We start from the raw sequence: 23,072 nt of genomic DNA, 5'->3' as shown, positions 1-23,072 counted from the left end.
GCGTTGTCGGGATCACCCCGATACCACCAGTATCGGGGCGACCCTCCGCCTTGCGATCGCACGCACCAGACGCCGCCGGACCCGCCCTCCGGGCGGACGACGCCACTTTCGAAACACGCCCTAGCCTCCGCTAGACGTCGCGCTTCTCCAGCAGGGCGAACGCGCCGCCGACGGCGACTGCCGTCACGACGACCAGCACGACGAGCTGGGACGTGCCGCTCGCGCCGTCCATGCCGTCGGCGCCGAAGATCTTGGCGAGCGAGTTGATGGCGTTGTAGTCCGACATCTTCTCGGCGAGCGTGCGCGTGCTGTCCCAGATCATCAGGAACGCCGGCAGGATCGCCGGGACGAGGACCACGCCGAGCATCGCGGTGATGGCACCCGCGGAGTGCCGCAGCATGGAGCCGACCGCCAGCGCGACCACGCCGAGCAGCGACACGTACAGGCCGCCCTTGAGGACCGTGCCCGCCCACGGGACGTCGCCCGCCTCGGGGCCGCTGTTCATCGAGGACGTCGCGAGGCCCACCAGCAGGATGGAGCCCGCCGAGACGACGAACGCCACGGCGAGGAAGACCAGGATCTTCGCCAGCAGGACGCGGTGGCGCTGCGGCGAGGCCGTGAACGTCGTACGGATCATGCCCGTGCCGTACTCGGACGAGGTCACGAGGACGCCGAGGGTGATCAGGCAGATCTGGCCGAGCATCAGGCCGAAGAAGGCCGGGATCGTGAACGGCACGTCGCCGTAGTCGCTCGGCTCCGTGTTCGCGGCGGCCAGCAGGCCGATGCCGACGACCAGGGCGATGAAGATGCCGAGGGTCCACATCGTCGAGCGGACCGACTTGATCTTCGTCCACTCGGAGGCGAGGGCGTTGCCGAGGTGCGTCTTCTTGACCGGGATCGGCGAGGAGTAGGCGTTGTTCATCGCCTGCTGCCACGCCGAGGGCGGCGCGGGGGCGGCGGGCGCGGGCGGCGGCGGGGGAGCGACCGCGGGGGCGCCGGCCGGTGCGAACGCCTGCTGGGGAAGCGGCTGGGGCTGCTGCGGGGCCTGCTGCGCCTGCGGCTGCTGCTGCGGAGTCGGAGGCGTGGTCATCGGGCGGCGTCCTCGTTGTCGGTGGCGCCCTTGGTCAGGTCGGGCGCGGGAGCGGGTGCGGCGGCGGGAGCGGGGGTGGCGGGCGGCTGCTGCTGCGGCGCGCCGGCGTACGGGTTCGGCGTCGGCGTCCCCGACGGGTCCTGCGGCTGCTGCGGCTGCTGCATCGCGAAGGGCTGACCGCCCTGCTGGGGCGGCGGCGGCGCGTACCAGCCGGGCTGGCCCTGGCCGGGCACCGGCAGCTGGCCCTGCGGCGGCACGGCACCGGGCGGCAGCTGCTGCTGGAGCCCCGCGCGCTGGTCGATAGTGGAGCGGTAGTCGACGGCGCCCTGCGTCATCCGCATGTACGCCTCCTCCAGCGAGGCCTGGTGCGGGGAGAGCTCCCACAGGCGTACGTCGGCGCCGTGCGCGAGGTCGCTGATGCGGGGGAGCGGCAGGCCCGTGACGCGCAGCGCGCCGTCCTGCTCGGGCAGCACCTGGCCGCCCGCCCCGGTCAGCGCGGCCGTCAGCTTCTCGCGGTGCTGCGGCTCGCCGTCGGGCGTGCGCACCCGGGCGAAGTCGGCGGAGTTCGCCGAGATGAAGTCCCTGACGCTCATGTCGGCGAGCAGTTGGCCGCGGCCGATCACGATCAGGTGTTCGGCGGTGAGGGCCATCTCGCTCATGAGGTGGGACGACACGAAGACCGTGCGGCCCTCGGCGGCGAGCGCCTTCATCAGGTTGCGCACCCAGAGGATGCCCTCGGGGTCGAGGCCGTTGACCGGCTCGTCGAAGAGCAGCACCTGCGGGTCGCCGAGGAGGGCCGCGGCGATGCCCAGGCGCTGGCCCATGCCGAGCGAGAAGCCCTTGGAGCGCTTCTTCGCCACGTCCTGGAGGCCCACGACGCCGAGCACCTCGTCCACGCGGCGGGCCGGGATGCCGGAGAGCTGCGCGAGGCAGAGCAGGTGGTTGCGGGCGTGCCGGCCGCCGTGCACCGCCTTGGCGTCGAGCAGCGCGCCGACCTGGCGCGGGGCGTTGGGGAGCTTGCGGTAGGGGTAGCCGCCGATCGTCACCTGCCCGGTGGTGGGCGCGTCGAGCCCGAGGATCATGCGCATCGTCGTCGACTTGCCCGAGCCGTTGGGCCCGAGGAAGCCGGTGACGGTCCCGGGCCGCACCTGGAAGGAAAGGTTGTACACGGCTGTCTTGGCGCCGTAGCGCTTCGTCAGGCCGACTGCCTCGATCATTCTCCGCACCCATCGAATGGTTCAGGACGTCGGGGCACACGCCCCCGTAAGGGTTAGGAGGATAACGGCGGGCTGACGGTTCCGGCCAAGAGCGGGTAAAAGTGTGAAGGCTTCGGTCAGGCGTCCCGCTTCTTCAGGAGCGCGTAACCGCCGAGCAGCGCGAGGACCACCCACGCCAGCATGATCGCGAGCCCGCCCCAGGGCCCGTACGGGGTGTCGTCGTCGAACGGCGTCTTGACCTGCATGATCCTGCTGCCGGCCTGGTCGGGCAGGAAGCGGCCGATCTTCTTCGTCGCCGATACGTTGCCGAGGATGCTGGAGATCAGGAAGAAGAACGGCATCAGGATGCCGAGGGAGAGCATGGGACTGCGCAGCATCGCCGCGACGCCCATCGAGAACATCGCGATGAGCGTCATGTAGAGCCCGCCGCCGATGACCGCCCGCAGCACACCGGGGTCGCCGAGCCCCGCCCGGTACGGGCCGAGCACCGCCTGTCCCGCGAAGAACGTGATGAAGCTGGTGGCCAGGCCCACGGCGAGGGCGAGCAGCGTGGCCACGAGGATCTTGCCGAAGAGGAACGTGCCGCGCTGCGGCACGGCCGCGAGCGAGGTGCGGATCATGCCGGTGCTGTACTCGTTGGAGACGACGAGCACCCCGAACACGATCATCGCGAGCTGGCCGAGCGACATCCCGGCGAAGCTGATGAAGGTCGGGTCGAAGGTCAGCCGGTCCTTGGCGTTCAGGCTGTCGTAGTCGTTCCTGGACAGGATGCTGATCAGCATGCCGAGCGCGATCGTGACGACGCCGGCGAGCCCGAGCGTCCAGACGGTCGAGGAGACCGAGCGGATCTTGGTCCACTCCGACCTCAGTACCTGTGCCACGGCCATCGCTCAGGCCCCCTTCCGCCGCTGCCAGCCCTCGCCCCAGGCGGACCGCTCGTCTGCGGGCGGCGCGCCGTCGGGCCGGTCGGAGTGCGCGTGGTACTCGACCGACTCGGCGGTGAGCTGCATGAACGCCTCCTCCAGGGACGCTTGCTGGGGGCTCAGTTCATGGAGGACGACCTGACGGCTCGCGGCCAGTTCGCCGAGCCGCTCGGGCGGCGCGCCGTCCACCTCCAGGGCGCCGTCACGCGCCTCGACGGCGCCGATGCCCGCCTCGTGCAGGACGTCGAGGAGACGCTCGCGCTGCGGGGAGCGCAGCCGTACGTACGAACGCGAGTTCTGCCGGATGAAGTCGGACATGGAGGTGTCCGCGAGGAGCCGCCCCTGGCCGATGACGACGAGGTGGTCGGCGGTCAGCGCCATCTCGCTCATCAGGTGCGAGGAGACGAAGACCGTGCGCCCCTCGGCGGCGAGGGACTTCATCAGGTTCCTGATCCAGTGGATGCCCTCGGGGTCGAGCCCGTTGACCGGCTCGTCGAACATCAGGATCTCGGGGTCGCCGAGCAGCGCGCCCGCGATGCCCAGGCGCTGGCCCATGCCGAGCGAGAACCCCTTGGCCTTCTTCCTCGCGACCGCGGTGAGCCCCACGGTGTCGAGCACCTCACCGACGCGGGCGCGCGGGATGCCGTTGCTCTGCGCCAGGCAGAGCAGATGGTTGTAGGCGCTGCGCCCGCCGTGCATGGCCTTGGCGTCGAGGAGCGCGCCGACGCAGGTGAGGGGGTCCTTGAGCCGGGAGTAGTGCTTGCCCTCGATGCGGACGGTGCCGGCCGATGGGTTGTCGAGCCCGAGCATCATGCGCATCGTCGTGGACTTTCCCGCGCCGTTGGGCCCGAGGAAGCCCGTGACGATGCCGGGCCGGACGGCGAAGGTCAGGTTGTCGACGGCCACCTTCTCGCCGTAACGCTTGGTCAGCCCGTCGAGCGTGATCATGCGGCCACGCTAGAACGCGGCAGGGCCCCCCGCCACCGGAGCGGCAGGGGGCCCGAACGCGCGCGTCGCTCAGCGGGTCTGCTGGGCGGGCACCCCACGCGAGGTCGGCTCGTCCTCGGTGGGCGTCCCGGCGGCGGCCACCGCGGCACCCGTGAGGGTGGCCAGCATCTCGCGCACGTTCGTGAGCTGCGCGTTGATGCTGTCCCGGCGGTTGGTGAGGGCCGCCAGCTCCCGCTCGGACTCGCTGCGGATGCGGTCCGCCTTGGCGTTCGCGTCGGCCACGATGTCCTCGGCCTGGCGCTGCGCGGTCTCCACCGTCTGGCGGGCGCGCCGCTCCGCGTCGGTGCGCAGCTTCTCCGCTTCGAGGCGCAGCTGCTCCGCGCGGTGCTCGATCTCCGCGAGGCGCTTCTCCGCCTTGGCCTGACGCGACGCCAGGTCGCGCTCGGACTGCTCGCGGCGCTTGGCGAGGTTCGTCTCGAAGTCCGCGGCGGCCTGGGCGGCCTTGGCGCGGGTCTCCTCGAAGAGGGCGTCGGCCTCCTCGCGCTTGGACTGCGCGTCCTTCTGGGCCTCCGAACGCAGCGAGCTCGCCTCGCCCTTGGCCTTCTCGACGATCCGGACGCCCTCGTCCTCGGCCTTGGCCTTGCGCTCGGCGGCGAAGGACTCGGCGTCGTTGCGCACCTGCTGGGCGGCGGACTCGGCGAGCTCGCGGTGCTGTTCGGCCGCGCGGCGGGCCTCTTCGCGCAGGTCCTTCGCCTCTTCCTCGGCGAGGCGGAGGATCTTCTCGACGCGGGCGCCGAGCCCGGCGTACGACGGCTCCGCGTCGCTCACCTGGGCCTGGGCGTTCTGCGTCTCGAGGTGCAGCTCCTCGATGCGCTTCTCCAGGGCGGTGATGCGGGCGAGAGCGCTGTCACGGTCGGAGACGAGCTTGGAGATACGTTCGTCCACCTGAGCGCGGTCGTACCCACGCCGCACAAGCTCGAAGCCGTAGGGGGAAGTGTCGCTCATGGGGTTCCTGTCGAATGAGACCGGTGAGGTGATAAGGGAATCCTAGGGGTCAAGGCGGCGTGTCATCGAGCAGATGCCCGTTTGATCTGGAGAATGACACCCCTTTTGAGTGGCTAACCGGCAGAGCCCTTGCCGCGACAGGGCCAAAGGTCCTCACAAGCATGCTTGTCGCAATCTGGCTAGCTTTCTGACTGCTTGCCACCCGAACGGGTCGACCCTGCCGCCGCTCCCGCCTTGACACCACCCGTCCCCGAACCGCCACCGGACTTCCCGCCGCCTGACGGGGCCTCAAGGGAGCCCAACGCCTCAAGCACGTCCTGGACACGGGAGATCTCCGCGTTGATGTCGTCGCGGCGCCGCACCAGGACCTCCAGTTCGCGCTTGCCCTCCTCGACCACGCGGGTGGCCTCGGCCTCCGCGTCGGCCTTGATCCGCTCGGCCTCGCCGACCAGCGAGGCCTTCTTCGTCTCGGCCTCCTTCAGGAGACCCTCGGCCTTCTTCACGGCGGCGATCCGGACCTTGCTCGCCTCGGACGTCGCGTCCGAGACCATCTGCTTGGCCTTCGCCTCGGCCTCGGCGAGCTGCTCCTCCGCGGCCTTCACCAGCGCGTCGCAGCGCTCGCCCGCGGACTTCATCGCCTCGGCGGACTCGCGGCGCGCACGCTCGTGCAGCTCCTCGATCTCGGCGGTGATCCGGTCGCGCTGCTCCTCGGACCGCTCCCTTATGGCGGTCGCGTCGCGCCGGGCGCCGACCAGCAGCTCGTCCGCGTCCGTACGCGCCTTCTCCACCCGGGAGTTGCCCTCGATCGTGGCCTCCGCGACCAGGCGGTCGGCCTCCTTGCGGGCCGCGCCGACCATCGTGTCGGCCTGCGCCTCGGCGTCCGTGGTCGCCTTGAGCGCCTTCTCCTGGGCGTCCGCAGCCAGCTTCTCCGCCTCGGCGGCGGCCTCCGTGATGAGCGTGTCGACCTGCTCGGCGGCCTCCTGACGACGCTTGTTGGCCTCCTTGCGGGCCTCGTCCAGGGTCCGCTCGGCCTCCTCGCGCGCCCCGGTCGTGATCCGCTCGGCCTCCCTCGCCGCCTCCGCCTCGACACGCTCGGACTCGGCGCGGACGCGCTCGGCGTGCTGCTGCGCGGAGTTCACCGTCTCCGCGGCCTCGGCGCGCAGCCGCTCGGCGTCGCCCGTCGCGTCCGAGATCAGCTTCTCGGCCTTGGCCACCGACTCCGCGCGCACCCGCTCGGCCTCGGCGGCCGTCTCCGCCTTGAGCCTCTCCGCCTCGGCGGCGGCCTCCGCGCGGACCCGCTCGGCCTCCGCCGTCGAATCGGCCCGCAGCTGCTCGGCCTCCGCCGTGGACTCCGTCCGCAGCCGCTCGGCCTGCTCGACGGCCTCCGCGCGGACGCGCTCGGCCTCCGCGATCGTCTCGTTCTGCAGCAGCTCGGCCTCGCTGCGCGCCTCGCCGATCAACGTGTCGGCCTGGGCCGCGGCGTCATTGCGGATGCGGTTGGCGTCCTCGCGGGCGTCGGCACGCGTACGGGCCGCGTCGTGCTCCGCCGACGCCTTGGTGTCGGACGCCTCCGTACGCACCCGCTGGACGTACTCCGAGGCGTCCGAGCGCATCCGCTCGGCCTCCGCGATCGCCTCGGCGACCGTGCGCTCGGCCAGCTCCTTGGCGGCCTCCGCCGCCTCCGTCGCCTCTTGCCGGGTGCGGAGGGCGTCCTCGCCGGCGCGCTCCCGCTCGGCGTAGGCGTCGGAGCGGACGCGGTCGGCCTCCTCCTGCGCCTCCGTCCGCGTGCGCTCAGCGGCGTGCTCGGCGGCCGAGCGCAGGCCCGCGACCTCTTCCTGCGCCGCCTCGTGCAGACCCGCGACGGAGTCCCGTACGGACTGGGCGGTCTGCTCGGCGGCCGAGACCAGCTCGGTCGCCCTGCGGTCGGCCTCCTCGACCAGCCGCACCGCCTCGGCCTGCGCCTCCTCGACCCGCTTGCGGGCCGAGGCGAGCAGCTCCTCGCTCTGCTCGCGGGCCCGCTCACGCTCCTGGTCGGCCTCCGCGCGCGCCGAGCCCAGCGTCTCCTCGGCCTCGCGACGGCGCCGCGCGGCCTCCTCCTGGGCGGCGGACAGGGCCTCCGCGGCCTCCGCGCCCACGCGCTCGGCGGCCGCGGCGGCCTCCGCGCGCACCCGGTCGGCGGTCTCCTGCGCCTCGGTCCTCAGCCGCTCGGCCTCGGCGGCGGCCTCCGAACGCAGCCGCACGGCGAGCGTCTCGCCCTCCGCGCGTGCCTGCGAGGCGTCCGCGGCGGCCTCCGTGCGCAGCCGCTCGGCCTCGGCCTCGGCCTGCGCCTGGAGCGTACGGACGCGCTCGGCGGACTCCGCGCGCAGCCGGTCGGTCTCCTCCGTGGCCTCCTTGCGCAGCAGCTCGGCCTGCTCACGGGCGTCGGCGAGGGCCTGCTCGGCCGCGGTCAGCCGCTCCTCGGCCTCCGCGCGCAGCCGCGTCAGCTCCTCGGCGGCCTCCGCCTGCCGTGCCGCTATGGCCCGCTCGGTCTCCTCGTGCAGCGCCCGCGCGGCCTCCTCGGCCTCGGTGCGCACCGCCTCGGCCTGCTCGACGGCCTCCTCGCGGTGCCGCTCGGCCTCCGCGCGGGTGCGCTCAAGCGTCTCCTCGGCCTGCTTGCGCAGCGACGTGGCGCGCTCGACGGCCTCGGTGCGGACCCGGTCGCTCTCCGCGGTCGCCGCCGTCCGCAGCTCCTCCGCGTCGGCCTTCGCCTTGGCGAGCAGCTCCTCGGCGGACTTGGCCGCCTCCTCGATCTCCTTGACCGCCTCGCGCCGCGCCTCGCCCCGGATGCGCTCGCCCTCCGAGACCGCGTCCGCCCGCAGCTGCTCGGCCTCGCCGCGCAGCCTGCGCGCCTCCTCCTGCAGCTCGACGGTCTTGGCGCGGTACTCCTTGGTGTCGTCCTTCGCCGCGCCCTTGAGCTCCTCGGCGATGTCGTGCGCCTCGGCCCGCAGCCGGTCCGCCTCGGTCTCCGCCTCCGTACGAATCCGCTCGGCCTCGTCGGTGGCGGCCTTCGTCGTCTCCTTGGCCTTCTTCGAGGCCTTGTCCAGGACCTCCTCGGCGGTCCGCGCCGCCTTCGCGAGCTGGCCCGCGGTCTCCTCCGCGGTGATCGTGCGCGCCTTCTCGGCGGCCTCCGCGATCAGCTTCTCGGCCTCCGCGCGGGCGTCGGCGATGAGCTGCTCGGCCTCCGACTTCGCGGACTCCGCGTCCTTGGTGGCCTCGCTGACGAGCCGCGCGACCTGCTCCTTCGCCGTACGCGTGCGCTGCTCACCGGCGGTCTCCGCCGCCGCGATCTGCTTCGCCGCGGCGTCCTTGGCCTCGGCGAGGACCTTCTCCGCCTCGGCCCGCGCCTCGCGCAGCGCCGCGTCGGCCTCGGCCATGCGCTGCTCGGCGACCCGGCTCGCCTCCGTGGCCCTGCGGCGGGCCTGCTCGGACTCCTCGGCGGTGGTGGAGCGGAGCTGCTCGGCGTGGTCGGTGGCCTCCTGGGCCTGGGTGGAGGCGGCGTTCAGGAGGCGCTCGGCGTCGGTGCGGGCCCTGCGCAGCAGCGCCTCGGCCTCGGCGCGCGCGGCCTCGGCGTCGCTCGCGAGCCGGCGGCGGGCCTGCTCGGCGACGCGCTCGGCCTCGGCGCGGGCGGCGGCCAGGGCCTGGTCGGCCTCGGCGCGCGACTCGTCGAGGAGCCGGCGGGCCTGCTGCTCGGTGCGGGCCCGCAGCTGCTCCGCCCACGCCACGTTCTCGTTGACGTGCGACTCGACGGTCCGGCGGCGCTCGGCCAGCTCCTGGTCGAGCTGCTGACGGCGCGACACGGCCTCGGCGTGCAGCTCCGACTGGAGCCTGGCCTGCTGCTCGGCGTGCTCCTGGAGGATGCGCTGGGTCTGCGCACGGGCCTCGCGCAGCTCCCGCTCGGCGTCCGCCCGCAGCTGGTCGGCCTGGATCTGGGCGTTGCGGAGCATCTGCTCGGCCTGATAGCCGATGTCCGCGCTGTCGTAGGCAGGGCGGGACGCGAGGTTGCGGCGCGCCTCGTGCAGCTTGGCGCGCAACACCTCGACCTGGTAGCCGAGGTCCTCGGCGTGCTGAACGGCCTTCTCCCGATCAGTCTTCAGCCGGTCCATCTCGGCCTCGAACCGCGAAAGACTGTCGGTCTCAGCCCGCGAGCTCTCTTGGCGTTCGTAGCCCCGCACTGCGCGGTCCCATCCGTCCCCTGGTCGAAGTCTCCAACGAGCCTCGTTCATCCGCCGAACGAGGCCCCCGGGGGAATGGTGTCAGATCAACGGCGGAGCATGGGTTGCTGCCCCGACGCTCGTCCCCCGAAACCCGGACCCCGGCACGCGGCCGCCCAGCCTTCGGACGGCCTGCCGCCCCGACTTCGGACGGCCAGGCGCTAACCCTACCGGCCCGGATATACGGAGGTCAGTGCTCCTGGGACTCGGAAGGCGCCGAAGTGACGAGTTCGGTGAGGACACCATGGCAGTCCTTGGGGTGCAGAAACGTGATGCGCGACCCCATGGAGCCGGTCCTCGGCTCGTCGTAGAGGACCCGTACGCCCTTGCCCCTGATCGCCGCGGCGTCGCCGTCCACGTCCGCGGTGCCGAAGGCGATGTGGTGCACGCCCTCGCCGTTCTTGGCCAGCCACTTGCCGACCGCGGAGTCGTCGCGGGTCGGTTCGAGCAGTTGCAGGTACGAAGCGCCTCCGTCACTCGTATCGTTGATCTTGAGCATGGCCTCGCGCACGCCCTGCTCCTCGTTGACCTCCGTGTGGAAGACGGTGAACCCGTACGTCTCCCGGTAGAACTCGACGGTCTTGTCGAGGTCGAAACAGGCGATCCCGATGTGGTCGATTCGCGTCAGCATGTTTCAAGTGCAGCGCCTCACACAGTGATTACGCAACGTGCGCGCGATCACACTCGTCGGCCGGTGACGGGCGGGGTACCGCTCAGTACATTCAGATAAACCCTCGTTAACTTCTCCTCCCAAGGGGCCGTGGCACATGTCTGGAACGACCGGTACCACCTCAGTGATCGTCGCGGGCGCGCGCACGCCCATGGGCCGCCTGCTCGGCTCCCTGAAGTCCTTCTCCGGCGCCGATCTGGGCGGGTTCGCGATCAAGGCCGCGCTCGACCGGGCCGGCATCGGCGGCGACCAGGTCCAGTACGTGATCATGGGGCAGGTGCTGACGGCCGGGGCGGGGCAGATCCCGGCGCGCCAGGCCGCGGTCAAGGCCGGCATCCCCATGAACGTCCCGGCACTCACCGTCAACAAGGTGTGCCTCTCGGGCCTCGACGCCATCGCCCTCGCCGACCAGCTCATTCGCGCCGGCGAATTCGACGTCGTCGTCGCCGGCGGCCAGGAGTCGATGACCAACGCCCCGCACCTGCTGCCCAAGTCCCGCGAGGGCCACAAGTACGGCGCGATCGAGATGCTGGACTCGATGGCGTACGACGGCCTGACCGACTCCTTCGACGGCGTCGCGATGGGCGAGTCGACCGAGAAGCACAACACCCGCCTCGGCATCGGCCGCCCCGAGCAGGACGAGGTGGCCGCGCTGTCGCACCGGCGTGCCGCCGCCGCCGAGAAGAACGGCCTGTTCGAGGCCGAGATCACGCCCGTGGAGATCCCGCAGCGCAAGGGCGACCCGGTGCTCTTCGCCAAGGACGAGGGCATCCGCCCCGACACCACCGCCGAGTCGCTCGGCAAGCTGCGCCCCGCCTTCGCCAAGGACGGCACGATCACCGCGGGCACCTCCTCGCAGATCTCCGACGGCGCCGCCGCCGTGGTCGTCATGTCCAAGGCCAAGGCCGAGGAGCTGGGCCTCGACTGGATCGCCGAGATCGGCGCCCACGGCAACGTGGCGGGTCCGGACAGCTCCCTGCAGTCCCAGCCGTCCAACGCCATCAAGCACGCCCTGAAGAAGGAGGGCCTGACGGTCGGGGACCTGGACCTCATCGAGATCAACGAGGCGTTCGCCGCGGTCGCCGTGCAGTCAATGAAGGACCTCGGGGTTTCCCCGGAAAAGGTGAACGTCAACGGCGGCGCCATCGCCCTCGGCCACCCGATCGGGATGTCCGGCGCCCGTGTCGTGCTGCACCTCGCCCTCGAACTGAAGCGCCGCGGGGGCGGCGTGGGCGCGGCGGCGCTGTGCGGCGGCGGTGGCCAGGGCGACGCCCTGATCATCAAGGTGGGCAGGGGCTGATCCGCCCCCTCCCGCCCTCTCGTACGCAGTGAAGTGAACGGAGCTGTCACATGCAGGACGTCCCCTCCCTGGTGGCGCAGGCCCGCGAGGGCAGGCCGCGGGCCGTGGCGCGGCTGATCTCCCTGGTCGAGGGGGCGTCGCCGCAGCTCAGGGAGGTGATGGCGGCACTGGCCCCACTGGCGGGCAACGCGTACGTGGTGGGGCTCACCGGGTCGCCCGGCGTCGGCAAGTCCACGTCGACGTCCGCCCTGGTCAGCGCCTACCGGCGGGCCGGGAAGCGGGTCGGCGTGCTCGCCGTGGACCCGTCGTCGCCGTTCTCCGGCGGCGCGCTGCTCGGCGACCGGGTGCGGATGTCGGAACACGCGTCCGACCCCGGCGTCTACATCCGCTCCATGGCCACCCGCGGCCACCTCGGCGGGCTCGCCTGGGCGGCCCCGCAGGCGATCCGCGTCCTGGACGCTGCGGGCTGCGACGTGGTGCTCGTGGAGACCGTCGGCGTCGGCCAGTCCGAGGTGGACATCGCCTCGCAGGCGGACACGTCCGTGGTCCTGCTCGCGCCCGGCATGGGCGACGGCATCCAGGCGGCCAAGGCCGGAATCCTGGAGATCGGCGACGTGTACGTCGTCAACAAGGCGGACCGCGACGGCGCCGACGCCACCGCGCGGGAGCTGAACCACATGCTCGGCCTCGGCGAGTCCCGCGGCGCGGGCGACTGGCGGCCGCCCATCGTGAAGACGGTGGCGGCGCGCGGTGAGGGCATCGACGAGGTCGTCGAGGCGCTGGAGAAGCACCGGGCCTGGATGGAGGAGCGCGGCGTCCTCACCGAGCGGCGGACCGCGCGGGCCGCCCACGAGGTGGAGACCATCGCGGTCACCGCCCTGCGCGAACGGATCGGCTCCCTGCACGGCGACCGCAGGCTCTCCGCGCTGGCGGAACGGATCGTGGCGGGGGAACTCGACCCGTACGCGGCGGCGGACGAACTGGTCGAGCGCGTCACGGAGGGCTGACGGGCCCCGCGGGCTCTCTGCGGGGCCTCGGTGCCTCGGTCCGTCTGCCGTCAGTCGTCCGAGCCGTCGTCGTCCGCGTCGTCGTGGTCGTCACGGTCGTCGTGGGTGTCCGAGCGGTCGGCCGTGACCTTGTCGTTCGTCAGGCCGACGTGCCAGTCGGCCTCGGCGCCCTTGGCGCCGGTCGTCTCCACGTCCCAGACGCCGGCCTTGCCGTCGTCGTCCAGGTCCACGGAGGTCACCGTGCCCTTGCCGGCGGCGGCCCGCGCGGCGTCGGCGGCGCTGGTGGAGGCGCCCTTGAGCGCGGAGTTCACCCGGGCGGCGTCGGCGGCGTCGTCACCGTCGTCGTCCTTGTCCACCCAGGAGCCGAGGACCTTGCCGGTGCCCGCGTCGACCTCGACGCCGTGCCAGGTGCTGCCCTTCAGAATGTCGACGTCCCAGACCAGGCCGCCGTCCTCGTCGTCGAGCTCGGCGGAGACCGCGGTGCCGGACGTGTCGGCGAGAGCCGCCTTGATCGCGTCCGCGGCCGTCACCTCGGCGGCCTTGGCCTCCGCGGTGTTCTCGGCGGCGTCGTCGCGGTCGTCGTCCTTGCCGTCGTCGTCCTTGCGGTCGCTGTCCTTCGGCTGGACGCTCGACTCGGCCGCGGCGCTGTCGTCGTCACCGCCGGTCGCGAAGGCGGTGGCGGTGCCGCCGCCGATCAGGGCCGCGGCGGCGACGGTGGCGATGACCAGGTTGCGCTTCATGAGGGTCCTCCCGAGGAGAGTGGGCGGTACGGGCGGCGGCCGGGGCCGCCGCCGTTCGCTTTCGACACGGACCAATCTGGCGGACCGACCCTGAACCGGAGCTGAAGCCGCCTGAAGGACTCTTCAGGTTCGCTCTGACACCCTGATGCCATGCGCCCACCCGCCTCCCACCACCACCCCGCCGGAGGCGCCTCGCGCCACACCTACCGACTCCTGATCGTGGAGGACGAGAAGCGGCTCGCCCTGTCGCTGGCCAGGGGACTGACCGCCGAGGGCTTCTCCGTCGACGTCGTCCACGACGGCCTCGACGGGCTGCGCCGCGCGAGCGAGGGCACGTACGACCTGGTCGTCCTCGACATCATGCTCCCCGGCATGAACGGCTACCGGGTCTGCTCCGCGCTGCGCGCGGCCGGCGACGACGTGCCGATCCTGATGCTCACGGCGAAGGACGGCGAGTACGACGAGGCGGAGGGCCTGGACACGGGCGCCGACGACTACCTCACCAAGCCGTTCTCGTACGTGGTGCTCGTGGCCCGCGTGAAGGCGCTGCTGCGCCGCCGCGGCACCACGGGCCCCTCCCCGGTCCACACCCTGGGCGACCTCAGCGTCGACACGGCCGCGCGGCGGGTCCTGCGGGACGGGGACGAGGTCCCCCTCACCGCCAAGGAGTTCGCGGTCCTCGAACAGCTGGTGCTGCGGGCCGGGGAGGTCGTCTCCAAGGGCGAGATCCTGGAGCACGTCTGGGACTTCGCCTACGAGGGCGACCCCAACATCGTCGAGGTGTACGTGAGCACTCTGCGCCGCAAGCTGGGCGCGGCCCTCATCAAGACGGTGCGCGGCGCCGGCTACCGCCTGGAGGCCCCGCGATGAGCCGGCTCTTCGGCTCCGTGCGAGCCAGGGCCACACTCGGCGCGAGCCTGGTCGTGGCCCTCGCCCTGGTCGCCGCGGGCGCCGCGGTGCTGCTCGCGCTGCGCGCCAATCTGACCGCGCAGGCGGAGGGCCGCGCCGACTCCGCGGCCCGCGAGGTCGCCACGCAGCTCCTTGCGGGCCGCCCGTACGCGGAGCTCGACCTGCCGGAAGAGGACGAGAACCCCGTACAGGTCGTCGACGACCAGAGCAGGCTGCTCGCCGCGAGCGAGGACCTGGAGCGGATCAGCGGCACGGGGACGGCCGAGGTCGAGCCCGCCGCGCGTTCCCGCGGCGTGGGTGACGGCAACGGGCAGGACCAGCGGGACGCGGGCGAGGCGTCCGAGCCCGGTGAGATCGACGACGACGCCGAGTACAGCTCGGGGTCGGCCACCGTCGACGGCGAACGCGCCGACTACCGCTTCGCGGCGGTCGAGGTGAGCACGGAGGACCGCGGGGACCTCACGGTCTACGCGGGTGGCTCGCTCGCCGACGAGAAGAGCGCGGTCTCGACGGCGCTGACGTCGATGCTGATCGGCTTCCCGCTGCTGCTCGCGGTCGTCGCGGGCGTCACCTGGCTGGTGACGCGCCGCGCGCTGCGCCCGGTGGCCGCCATCACCGCGGAGATGTCCGCGATCACCGCCTCCGAGGACCTGGCGCGCCGGGTGCCCGAGCCGGACACGCACGACGAGATCGCCCGCCTGGCCCGTACGACGAACGAGACGCTCACCGCCCTGCAGACCTCGGTGGAGCGGCAGCGGCGCTTCGTGGCGGACGCCTCGCACGAACTGCGCAGCCCCATCGCGTCGCTCCGCACCCAGCTGGAGGTGGGCGCCGCGCACCCCGCCCTGCTCGACGTCGAAGGGGCGGTCGAGGACACCGTGCGGCTCCAGGAACTCGCCGCCGACCTGCTGCTCCTCGCCCGCCTCGACGCGGGGGAGAAGCCCGGCGGGGCCCGCGTGGATCTGGCGGCTCTCGTCGGCGAGGAGCTGTCGCAGCGGACGCGGGACCGGGCCGAGGTGCGCACGGAGCTGCGGAGCGCGGAGGTCTCGGGGTCACGGAGCCAGCTCGCCCGGGTGCTCGGCAATCTGCTGAACAACGCCCAGCGGCACGCCCGCTCCCGGGTCACGGTCGCCACCAGGTCCGATGGCGCGTGGGCGGTCCTTGAGGTGTCCGACGACGGCGAGGGCGTGCCGCCGGGCGAACGGGAGCGGATCTTCGAGCGGTTCGTGCGCCTGGACGATGCCCGGACCCGCGACGAGGGCGGGGCCGGCCTCGGTCTCGCGATCGCACGCGACGTGGCGGCACGGCACGGCGGCACGCTCATGGTCAGGGAGGCGCCGTCCGGTGGTGCGCTCTTCGAGCTCAGGCTGCCGGGACCGGCCGTCGCCCGTCGGTGAACCGGGACGGGGCGGGGCGGGCGCGGCGGGCCGGTCGGCTCAGGGCTTGCCGCGCTGGGACCGCAGGTGCTCCGCGATCGGGGTCAGGGCCTTGTGCAGCTCGCCGAGCGCCTCGGGCGAGACGAGGTCGACGAAGTGCCGCCGGACGGAGGCGACGTGGTGCGGGGCGACCTTCCGCATGGTCTCCATGCCGTCCTCGGTGAGCACCGTGTAGAGGCCGCGCCTGTCGGACTCGCAGTTCTCGCGGCGCACCAGGCCCGCGTTCTCCATGCGGGTGATCTGGTGGGAGAGCCGGCTCTTGGACTGGAGGGTGGCGGCTGCGAGATCGCTCATCCGCATCCGCAGCTCGTCCGATTCGGAGAGGTGCACGAGAATGTCGTAGTCGTTCATGGTCAGGTTGAACGGCTGGAGGTCTTTTTCGAGCTGATACGTCAGCATCCTGTTGACCTCTACGTGGGTGCGCCAAGCGCACTGTTCCTCGTCGGTCAGCCACTGCGGGGCCGTCTCGGTCTCCATGGAATCGATTCTACCTAAGAAGTTGAAAGGTGAACGAACAGGGAAATGTGACACGCCTCGCACCCCTGATCGCACCGAAGCGCACAGGCGTTCGCCGTCACACTCCGCAGACTACCGCTCACAGCCCGAAGCGACGCTGGAGGTCCCCCAGTTGTCCGGGAAGACGCGGTGCGCCGGTTTGCTGGCCCGGTTGACCGGGCGCGCCCCGCGTGCCCGGCACACCCGCCTGGCGCGGCACCTCCCCGGACGCCTGCTCGGGCATGAGCGTCTCGGTGGACTGCAGCAGCACGGTGCCCGCGCCGACGAACTCGAACTGGTGCTCCTCGCCGGACGTCCCCCCGAGACCGGTCAGTGCCCGCACGCCGCCGATCACGCCCGTCAGGTATCCGTGGTCGTAGTGATGGCAGGGCGAGGGGCAGTCCGCCCAGCCCACCAGGGCCTGGGGATCGACCCGGATCGGCGGCTCCATGAACACCACGGGGCCGTTCGACGCGGCGACGAACTTGCCCGTTCCGATGAGCGTCAGGAAGCCGGGGACGATCGATTGCTTCAGCGCGAGAGTTGGCTGAAAAGCGAGGAGGTTGCCCGAGCGAATGGTCAGGTTGCCCTCATCCAGGTCGTACGAATTGACGTCGAAGGCCCGGTCGGCGAGGAGCATCTTGCCCTGACCGTCCGCCACCACCCAGTCATTTGCGTGCAGCGGCGAATGAAAACTGGTCCGGACGAGACGGTCCAGGCGGCCGTGCCCGATGCCGTTGAACTCCATCTGCCCGTAGTAGGCGATCATCTTTCCCTTCTGCAGGAACCACTGGCTTCCCTTGAGCTCCACGCAGAAGGTGTACGCGTTCACGTTGTCGTCGCTCGGCAGCGTCGTCGGGTCGAAGACGGCCGGGGCGCCCGCGGGGGTCGAGACGTTCGGGTTCACAGCTTCTCCTCCGAGGCCTGCACATACACCGAGCCCGTGCCCGACAGCTCCAGCTGGAACGCCTCGCCGGAGCCGCGGCCTACCATGTCGCGCCAGCCGAGCGCCGTGGACAGTCTGTTGCGGACCTCGCCGTGGTGCGCCACATAGGCCTGGGGGTCGACGTGGACCGGGCGCTGGGGCGTGATCGGCACCTCGATGACTCCGCCGTGCGCCATGACGGCCACCGCGCCGTGCCCCTTCAGGGTCGTGGTGAACAGGCCCTGGCCGCTGACCTGGCCGCGCACCATGCCCATGACGCCGCCCTGGGAGCCGAGGAACATCGTGCCCTGCTGGAGCGTGCCGTCGAAGGCCAGCAGCCGGTCGGCCTCCACATAAAGCGTGTCGCCCGCCAGGCTGATCACCTGGACGTGGTGGCCGCCGTGCCCGAAGAGGACCGTGCCGGAGCCCTCCACGGTCATCAGGGGCGTCGCCTCGCCGGCGGCCCTGCGCCCGATCATGGACATCAGGCCGCCCTGGCCGCCCTGGATGTTCGGGGTGAAGGAGACGTCTCCCTTGTAGGCGAGCATGGCGCCGCGCTGGCTGAAGACCGTGGCGCCCGGCCGGACGGTCGCCTCGACCATCTTGGAGTTGATCTCTCGGAAGGGCATGTCAGACGTCCCCCGCGATCGTGGTGCGCTCACTGGGCTGGACGTAGACGAGGCCGTCGCCCTCGAAGCGGATCTGGAAGGCCTCGCCGCCGCCCTCGCCCACGAAGGTGCGGAAGGTCACGCCGGACTGGAAGCTCTGGCGCACGTCCCCCTGGTGGGCGATGTAGGCACCCGGGTCCACCGTCAGGGGGTACTGCCGTGAGACGCGCAGCACCACCGCGGGCCCGTGGGAGACGATCGCCGCCTGGCCCGTGCCCTCGACGGTCGTGGTGAACAGGCCGTTGCCCTGCGAGGCGCCGCGCAGTCCCGTGAAGCTGGTGCCCGTGCGCAGCCCGGCGTCGGCGCAGAGCAGATTGCTCGCCTCCACGAACAGCTTGTCGCCCCGCAGCCGCACGAGGTTGATCTCGGTGGCCCGGTCGGCGAACCAGCACGTGCCGTGCCCCTTCACCTCCATCACGGTCATCTGCTCGCCGGTGACGCGGCGCGTGACCATGCCGCGGATGCCCTCGCCGCCGCCGGTCATCTTCTTGAAGGCCATCTGACCGTCATAGGCGATCATCGAGCCGTTCTTCGCCTTCACGGCGTCGCCGGTCATGTCGACGGCGAGCACTCTGCTCCCTTGGAGCCGGAACGTAGCCACGAATCGACGGTAGCCGCCCCGTACGCACGCGGAACAGGGTGAAGGGCCCTGAGCGAACCCCGAGAAGGCCCCGATGTCACAATGGGGGTCGCTTGTGCGTCCGTTCACAAGATCGGGTCGCCGAGCCGACCCGCCCTCTTCCGCCGACCCTCACCGAAGGTGACCCGTGGACATCAAGACTGCCGCTGCCCTGCACCGACTCCGACTCGTCTCGATCCCGGAAGCCATCTCGTTCCCGATCCTGCTGGTCTGCTCGGTGCTCAAGCGGACCACCGACTTCAACGGGGTCCCGGTGATGGGATGGGTCCACGCGATCCTCTTCCTCGCCTACGTCGTGTTCCTGCTCGACGCCTGGAACCGCACGAAGTGGCCGTGGAAGACGGCCGCGGTGTACTTCCTGCTCGCGATCCCGCCCTTCGGCGGCCTCTTCGCCGAGCGCAAGCTGAAGCGTGAGGCCGAGGCCGCGGTCATCGCCTCGCGCGCCCGCCGCGAGGGGGTCGTGAACGCATGATCGTCGCCTTCTCCGTGACGCCCCTCGGCGTCGGCGAGGACGTCGGCGAGTACGTGGCCGACGCGGTGCGCGTCGTCCGTGAGTCGGGGTTGCCGAACCGTACCGACGCGATGTTCACCTCCGTCGAGGGCGAGTGGGACGAGGTCATGGACGTCGTCAGGCGCGCCGTGGCGGCGGTCGAGGCGCGGGCGCCCCGCGTCTCCGTCGTCATGAAGGCGGACATCCGCCCCGGCGTGACGGACGGCCTCTCCGCCAAGGTCGCGACCGTGGAGCGCCACCTCTCCGAGTGACACCCCCGGCATCCGTCGAAGCCCCTTGAGCCCCCGTCCACCGAGGCGGGGGCTTTCGTGTGCCCGGCCGGCGTCCCCTGGGGGAAGGAGCAGAAGCCGAAGTCGCCCGCAACCGCACCAAAACCGCCCAACCTAAAACCCCTCACACGGACGCGCCCGGTTCGACACGCCGGACAAACTCCACTTCTGTTTGGTTATCGGCACGTTCTGCACCGACGTACGACGACGCAAACCTGGAGGGCGCTGTGCGGCAGCCGGAGGGCTACGACTACGAGACGTACAGCATGCTCGCGGGAGCGCTCACCGAGCCGGGCCGCGGCACGGGCAGGGACGGCGGCACGGGCGGCTACCAGGTCCGGTACCGCAAGCTGCTCGCGGGCGAACCGCACCGGATACGGGCCGTGCTCCTGATGACGCTGGCCCCGGTGCTCACCGGCCTCCTGCTCGTCTACCTCGTCTGGCCCACCCACTGGACCGAGCGCGAGGGCGGCGACAGGTGGCTCATCGGCCTGGACGTCACGATGCTCGCGTCGATCGGCCTGATCGAGCTGTTCATGCTGGTCAACGTCGTGTCGATCGCCCACGCCACGATGGTCGCGCGGGACCCGGTCCCGGTCTTCCCGGAGAAGGGCACCCGCGTCGCGTTCCTCACCACGTACGTCCCCGGCAAGGAACCCCTCTCCATGGTCAGGGCGACCCTGGAGGGCGCGGTGCGGATACGCCACACGGGCCCCCTCGACGTCTGGCTCCTGGACGAGGGCGACGACCCCGGCGCCAGGGCCCTCTGCGCGGAGCTGGGCGTCAGGCACTTCACGCGCCTCGGCGTACCCGAGTGGAACCGCGCCGAGGGCCCCCACAAGAAGCGCACCAAGCACGGCAACTACAACGCCTGGCTGGCGGCGCACCACGCGGAGTACGACTTCTTCGCCTCCGTCGACACCGACCACGTGCCGCTCCCCAACTTCCTGGAGCGGATGATGGGCTACTTCCGCGACCCCGACGTGGCCTTCGTCGTCGGACCGCAGGTGTACGGCAACTACGAGACGCCCGTCACCAAGGCCGCGGAGTCCCAGCAGTTCCTCTTCCACGCGCTCATCCAGCGCGCGGGCAACCGCTACCGCGCGCCCATGTTCGTCGGCACCAACAACGTCGTACGCGTCACGGCGCTCACCCAGGTGGGCGGCCTGTACGACTCGATCACCGAGGACATGGCGACCGGCTTCGAGCTGCACCGCCACCGCAATCCGCTCACCCACAGGTACTGGCGTTCGGTCTACACCCCCGACGTCCTCGCGGTGGGCGAGGGCCCGGCCTCCTGGACGGACTTCTTCACCCAGCAGATGCGCTGGTCGCGCGGTACCTACGAGACGCTGATCAAGCAGTACTGGCGGGCGCCCTTCTCGATGCCGCCGGGACGGCTCCTGTCGTACACGCTGATGCTCGTGTACTACCCGATGACGGCGGTCAACTGGGTGCTCGGCGTGCTCAGCTGCGTCCTGTTCCTCTGGTTCGGGGCGTCCGGCACCCAGGTGGCGGCCTCCGTCTGGCTCATGCTCTACAGCGACGCCGCAGCCCTCCAGATCTGCCTCTACCTGTGGAACCGCAGGCACAACGTCTCCCCGCACGAACCCGAGGGCTCCGGGGGCATCGCGGGCATGGCCATGTCGGCGCTCTCCGCGCCCGTCTACGCCAAGTCGCTCGGCGCGGCCCTCGTGCGCCGCCCGAGCCGCTTCGTCGTCACCCCCAAGGGCAACGACGCGAGCCCCGACCGGCTGCTGACCTTCCGCATCCACCTCTTCTGGGCGGCGGTGCTCGCCTCCTCGCTGGCCGCGTCCTTCGTCCTCGGCCACACCCACGCCGCCATGCGCACCTGGGCCGTCCTCGCCCTCGCCATCTCCCTGTCACCGGTCTCCGTCTGGCTCTTCACCCGGTACGGGGAGGTCAGGGCGGACCGGCGGGCCCAGCAGGAGCTGCGGGAGACCTCCGCGCGGACGACCGCGAACAAGGACGGAGAGCCGGAGCCGGCGTTCGCCACCGGCACCACCACAGGAGGGAACTGAGCCATGGCCTACCGGCCCTCGCGGCGCACCAGGAAGACGCTCATCGGAGTCGGCGCGGGCGCCCTGCTCGTCGGGCTGAACGCTCCCGCCGCGCTCTCCTTCGCCGAGGAGCAGTACTACGAGTACAAGATCGCCCAGCCCGGCTACAAGGCGAAGTACGGCTCCTGGAAGCAGGTCGACATCCCCGAGGAGTTCCGCACCAACGCCATCCACGCCGCGCTCCTGCACACCGGCAAGGTGCTGATCGTCGCGGGCTCGGGCAACGAGCAGAAGAAGTTCGACGCGGGCTCCTTCGACACCGTCCTGTGGGACCCGGGGAAGAACACCTTCAAGAAGATCCCGACGCCCGAGGACTTCTTCTGCTCCGGGCACGCCCAGCTCCCCGACGGCCGCCTCCTCGTGGCCGGCGGCACCGCCCGCTACGAACTGCTCGACGGCGAGGTGGAGCGGGCGGGCGGCGGCATGCGGGTCAAGAACGAGAACCCCGACAAGGCGGTCTTCCTCAAGAAGGGCACGAAGTTCCGCTCGCCCTCGGGCATCGAGTACGTCAGCAGGTTCGACGTGCACGTCCCCAAGGCCAAGCGGGACTTCGAGATCAAGTACTCCGAGTCCGGGGTGATGCAGCCCTGGAAGACGAAGACCAAGGCGAGCGAGACACGGGTCTTCGTCGAGGCGCTCGAACCGGGCGAGCAGTCGGTCAACGACAAGTCGGCCCAGTACGAGATCGAGGGCCTGACCGGGGACGAGGCCGACAACACGTACGGGATCGCCGACAAGATCGACATGGAGAAGCAGGACTTCCAGGGGATCAAGGCGGCGTACGAGTTCGACCCGCGGGCCGAGAGGTACGTCCCGGTGGACCCGATGAAGAAGGCCCGCTGGTACCCCACCCTCGTCGGCCTTGAGGACGGCAAGGTGCTCGCGGTCTCCGGGCTCGACGACGTGGGCGTGATCGACCCCGGCGACAACGAGATCTACGACCCGAGGACCAAGAAGTGGACGGACGGCCCCAAGCGGTACTTCCCGACCTACCCCGCCCTCTTCCTCACCAAGGGCGGCAAGCTCTTCTACCCGGCGTCCAACGCCGGCTACGGCCCGGCCGAGAAGGGCCGTGAGCCGGGCCTGTGGGACCTGGAGACCAACACGTTCACGAAGGTCCCCGGGCTGACCGACACGGACCAGACCGAGACGTCGGCCTCCGTGCTGCTGCCGCCCGCGCAGGACCAGAAGGTGATGATCCTGGGCGGCGGGGGAGTGGGCGAGTCGGACAAGTCGACGGGGCGCACCGCCGTGATCGACCTCAAGGAGGAGAACCCGTCCTTCAAGACCGGGCCCGAACTGCCGCAGGGCACGCGGTACCTGAACAGCGTGATCATGCCGGACGACTCGGTCTTCACCTCCAACGGCTCGACCGACTACCGGGGGCGCGGCGCGAGCAACATCCTGAAGGCGCAGTTCTACGACCCGAGGACCAACGCCTTCCGCGCGGCCGCGTCGCCCAGGGTGGGCCGCAACTACCACTCCGAGGCGCTGCTGCTGCCCGACGGCCGCGTGGTCACCTTCGGTTCCGACCCGCTGTACGACAACGAGCAGAACACCAAGCTCGGGCACTTCGAGCAGCGGATGGAGATCTTCACGCCGCCGTCGCTGCACAAGGGAGGCAAGAACCGCCCGGTGCTCGGCGCGGGGCCCGACCAGCTGGCGGCCGACGGGCGCGCGACCTTCCGCACCGAGCGCCCCGGGGAGATCGCGTCGGCCCGCCTGATGCGCCCGAGCGCCGTGACGCACACGACGGACGTCGAACAGCGCTCCATCGCCCTGCGGCTCACCCGCGGCAAGGGCGAGGTGACGGTCGACGTGCCGCGCGACGACGCGGCGCTGGTGCCGCCGGGCTGGTACATGCTGTTCGTCACGGACAAGGACGGGACGTCGTCCGAGGCCAAGTGGATTCACGTCGGACCGGAGGGGTGACGCCGCGGGCGACCCCGTCGGCGACACCGAGGGGCGGCCCGGTGAGCGGCCCGGGG

Annotated in this window: 20 protein-coding genes; 8 read left to right on the top strand and 12 right to left on the bottom strand. The window is 71.5% G+C overall.

The features are described 5' to 3' along the window. Positions 1 to 130: 130 nt before the first annotated feature. The 7 genes from AB0I16_RS31265 to mce form a co-directional block, all read right to left on the bottom strand. A complete protein-coding gene (locus AB0I16_RS31265; RefSeq protein WP_363253013.1) occupies positions 131 to 922 on the bottom strand; it encodes an ABC transporter permease in 792 nt (263 codons plus the stop codon). 164 nt (positions 923 to 1,086) lie between these two features. Next, the gene (locus AB0I16_RS31260; protein ID WP_363253009.1) at positions 1,087 to 2,307 is read right to left on the bottom strand and encodes an ATP-binding cassette domain-containing protein; all 1,221 of its coding nucleotides are present in this window, start codon (positions 2,305 to 2,307) and stop codon (positions 1,087 to 1,089) included. Positions 2,308 to 2,423: 116 nt separating this feature from the next. After that, positions 2,424 to 3,194 carry an ABC transporter permease gene (locus AB0I16_RS31255; RefSeq protein WP_363253008.1) on the bottom strand — a complete coding sequence of 257 codons (771 nt, stop codon included), beginning with the start codon at positions 3,192 to 3,194 and terminating at the stop codon, positions 2,424 to 2,426. 3 nt (positions 3,195 to 3,197) lie between these two features. After that, the gene (locus AB0I16_RS31250) at positions 3,198 to 4,178 is read right to left on the bottom strand and encodes an ATP-binding cassette domain-containing protein (protein ID WP_363253007.1); all 981 of its coding nucleotides are present in this window, start codon (positions 4,176 to 4,178) and stop codon (positions 3,198 to 3,200) included. 69 nt (positions 4,179 to 4,247) lie between these two features. Then, positions 4,248 to 5,183 carry a cellulose-binding protein gene (locus AB0I16_RS31245; RefSeq protein ID WP_363253006.1) on the bottom strand — a complete coding sequence of 312 codons (936 nt, stop codon included), beginning with the start codon at positions 5,181 to 5,183 and terminating at the stop codon, positions 4,248 to 4,250. A 179-nt stretch (positions 5,184 to 5,362) separates the two neighbouring features. Beyond that, a complete protein-coding gene (gene scy, locus AB0I16_RS31240; protein ID WP_363253005.1) occupies positions 5,363 to 9,394 on the bottom strand; it encodes a polarized growth protein Scy in 4,032 nt (1,343 codons plus the stop codon). Between the two features lie 229 nt (positions 9,395 to 9,623). Continuing rightward, a complete protein-coding gene (gene mce / locus AB0I16_RS31235) occupies positions 9,624 to 10,064 on the bottom strand; it encodes a methylmalonyl-CoA epimerase (protein ID WP_363253003.1) in 441 nt (146 codons plus the stop codon). 136 nt (positions 10,065 to 10,200) lie between these two features. On the opposite strand from mce, the gene AB0I16_RS31230 reads away from it, so the two are divergent. Further along, positions 10,201 to 11,403, top strand: coding sequence for an acetyl-CoA C-acetyltransferase (locus AB0I16_RS31230; protein WP_363253002.1), 1,203 nt, complete (start codon positions 10,201 to 10,203; stop codon positions 11,401 to 11,403). 50 nt (positions 11,404 to 11,453) lie between these two features. Then, the gene (meaB, locus tag AB0I16_RS31225) at positions 11,454 to 12,410 is read left to right on the top strand and encodes a methylmalonyl Co-A mutase-associated GTPase MeaB (RefSeq protein ID WP_363253001.1); all 957 of its coding nucleotides are present in this window, start codon (positions 11,454 to 11,456) and stop codon (positions 12,408 to 12,410) included. Between the two features lie 50 nt (positions 12,411 to 12,460). On the opposite strand, the gene AB0I16_RS31220 is transcribed toward meaB, so the two are convergent. Then, a complete protein-coding gene (locus AB0I16_RS31220) occupies positions 12,461 to 13,150 on the bottom strand; it encodes a PepSY domain-containing protein (protein ID WP_363253000.1) in 690 nt (229 codons plus the stop codon). A gap of 150 nt (positions 13,151 to 13,300) precedes the next feature. Between AB0I16_RS31220 and AB0I16_RS31215 the strand changes: the two genes are divergently transcribed. After that, the gene (locus AB0I16_RS31215) at positions 13,301 to 14,020 is read left to right on the top strand and encodes a response regulator transcription factor (RefSeq protein ID WP_363252999.1); all 720 of its coding nucleotides are present in this window, start codon (positions 13,301 to 13,303) and stop codon (positions 14,018 to 14,020) included. Further along, entirely contained in the window at positions 14,017 to 15,456 is a 1,440-nt protein-coding gene (locus AB0I16_RS31210) for a HAMP domain-containing sensor histidine kinase (protein ID WP_363252998.1), read from the top strand. Before AB0I16_RS31215 ends, AB0I16_RS31210 begins: the two co-directional genes overlap by 4 nt. 39 nt (positions 15,457 to 15,495) lie before the next feature. Here AB0I16_RS31210 and AB0I16_RS31205 read toward each other — a convergent pair whose 3' ends face one another. The 4 genes from AB0I16_RS31205 to AB0I16_RS31190 form a co-directional block, all read right to left on the bottom strand. Next, a complete protein-coding gene (locus AB0I16_RS31205; protein ID WP_363252997.1) occupies positions 15,496 to 15,972 on the bottom strand; it encodes a MarR family transcriptional regulator in 477 nt (158 codons plus the stop codon). Between the two features lie 118 nt (positions 15,973 to 16,090). Beyond that, positions 16,091 to 16,897, bottom strand: a complete 807-nt coding sequence (locus tag AB0I16_RS31200; protein ID WP_363252996.1) for an AIM24 family protein — start codon at positions 16,895 to 16,897, stop codon at positions 16,091 to 16,093. Further along, positions 16,894 to 17,544 carry an AIM24 family protein gene (locus AB0I16_RS31195; RefSeq protein WP_363252995.1) on the bottom strand — a complete coding sequence of 217 codons (651 nt, stop codon included), beginning with the start codon at positions 17,542 to 17,544 and terminating at the stop codon, positions 16,894 to 16,896. Before AB0I16_RS31195 ends, AB0I16_RS31200 begins: the two co-directional genes overlap by 4 nt. Position 17,545: 1 nt before the next feature. After that, positions 17,546 to 18,184 (bottom strand): AIM24 family protein, encoded by a 639-nt coding sequence (locus tag AB0I16_RS31190; RefSeq protein WP_363252994.1) that lies wholly within the window; start codon positions 18,182 to 18,184, stop codon positions 17,546 to 17,548. Between the two features lie 166 nt (positions 18,185 to 18,350). On the opposite strand from AB0I16_RS31190, the gene AB0I16_RS31185 reads away from it, so the two are divergent. The 4 genes from AB0I16_RS31185 to AB0I16_RS31170 all read left to right on the top strand — a co-directional run bounded on the left by AB0I16_RS31185 (position 18,351) and on the right by AB0I16_RS31170 (position 23,016). Further along, entirely contained in the window at positions 18,351 to 18,695 is a 345-nt protein-coding gene (locus AB0I16_RS31185) for a DUF3817 domain-containing protein (protein WP_363252993.1), read from the top strand. Then, positions 18,692 to 18,985, top strand: a complete 294-nt coding sequence (locus AB0I16_RS31180; RefSeq protein ID WP_363252992.1) for an MTH1187 family thiamine-binding protein — start codon at positions 18,692 to 18,694, stop codon at positions 18,983 to 18,985. The genes AB0I16_RS31185 and AB0I16_RS31180 overlap by 4 nt, the downstream gene beginning before the upstream one ends. 284 nt (positions 18,986 to 19,269) lie before the next feature. Next, positions 19,270 to 21,045 (top strand): cellulose synthase catalytic subunit, encoded by a 1,776-nt coding sequence (locus tag AB0I16_RS31175; protein WP_363253012.1) that lies wholly within the window; start codon positions 19,270 to 19,272, stop codon positions 21,043 to 21,045. Between the two features lie 3 nt (positions 21,046 to 21,048). Beyond that, positions 21,049 to 23,016, top strand: a complete 1,968-nt coding sequence (locus tag AB0I16_RS31170; RefSeq protein ID WP_363252991.1) for a kelch motif-containing protein — start codon at positions 21,049 to 21,051, stop codon at positions 23,014 to 23,016. Positions 23,017 to 23,072: the final 56 nt, after the last annotated feature.

The organism is Streptomyces sp. NPDC050703 (assembly GCF_040654435.1).
Taxonomy (GTDB): Bacteria; Actinomycetota; Actinomycetes; order Streptomycetales; family Streptomycetaceae; genus Streptomyces.
This window is presented reverse-complemented; position numbering and strand designations above follow the sequence as displayed.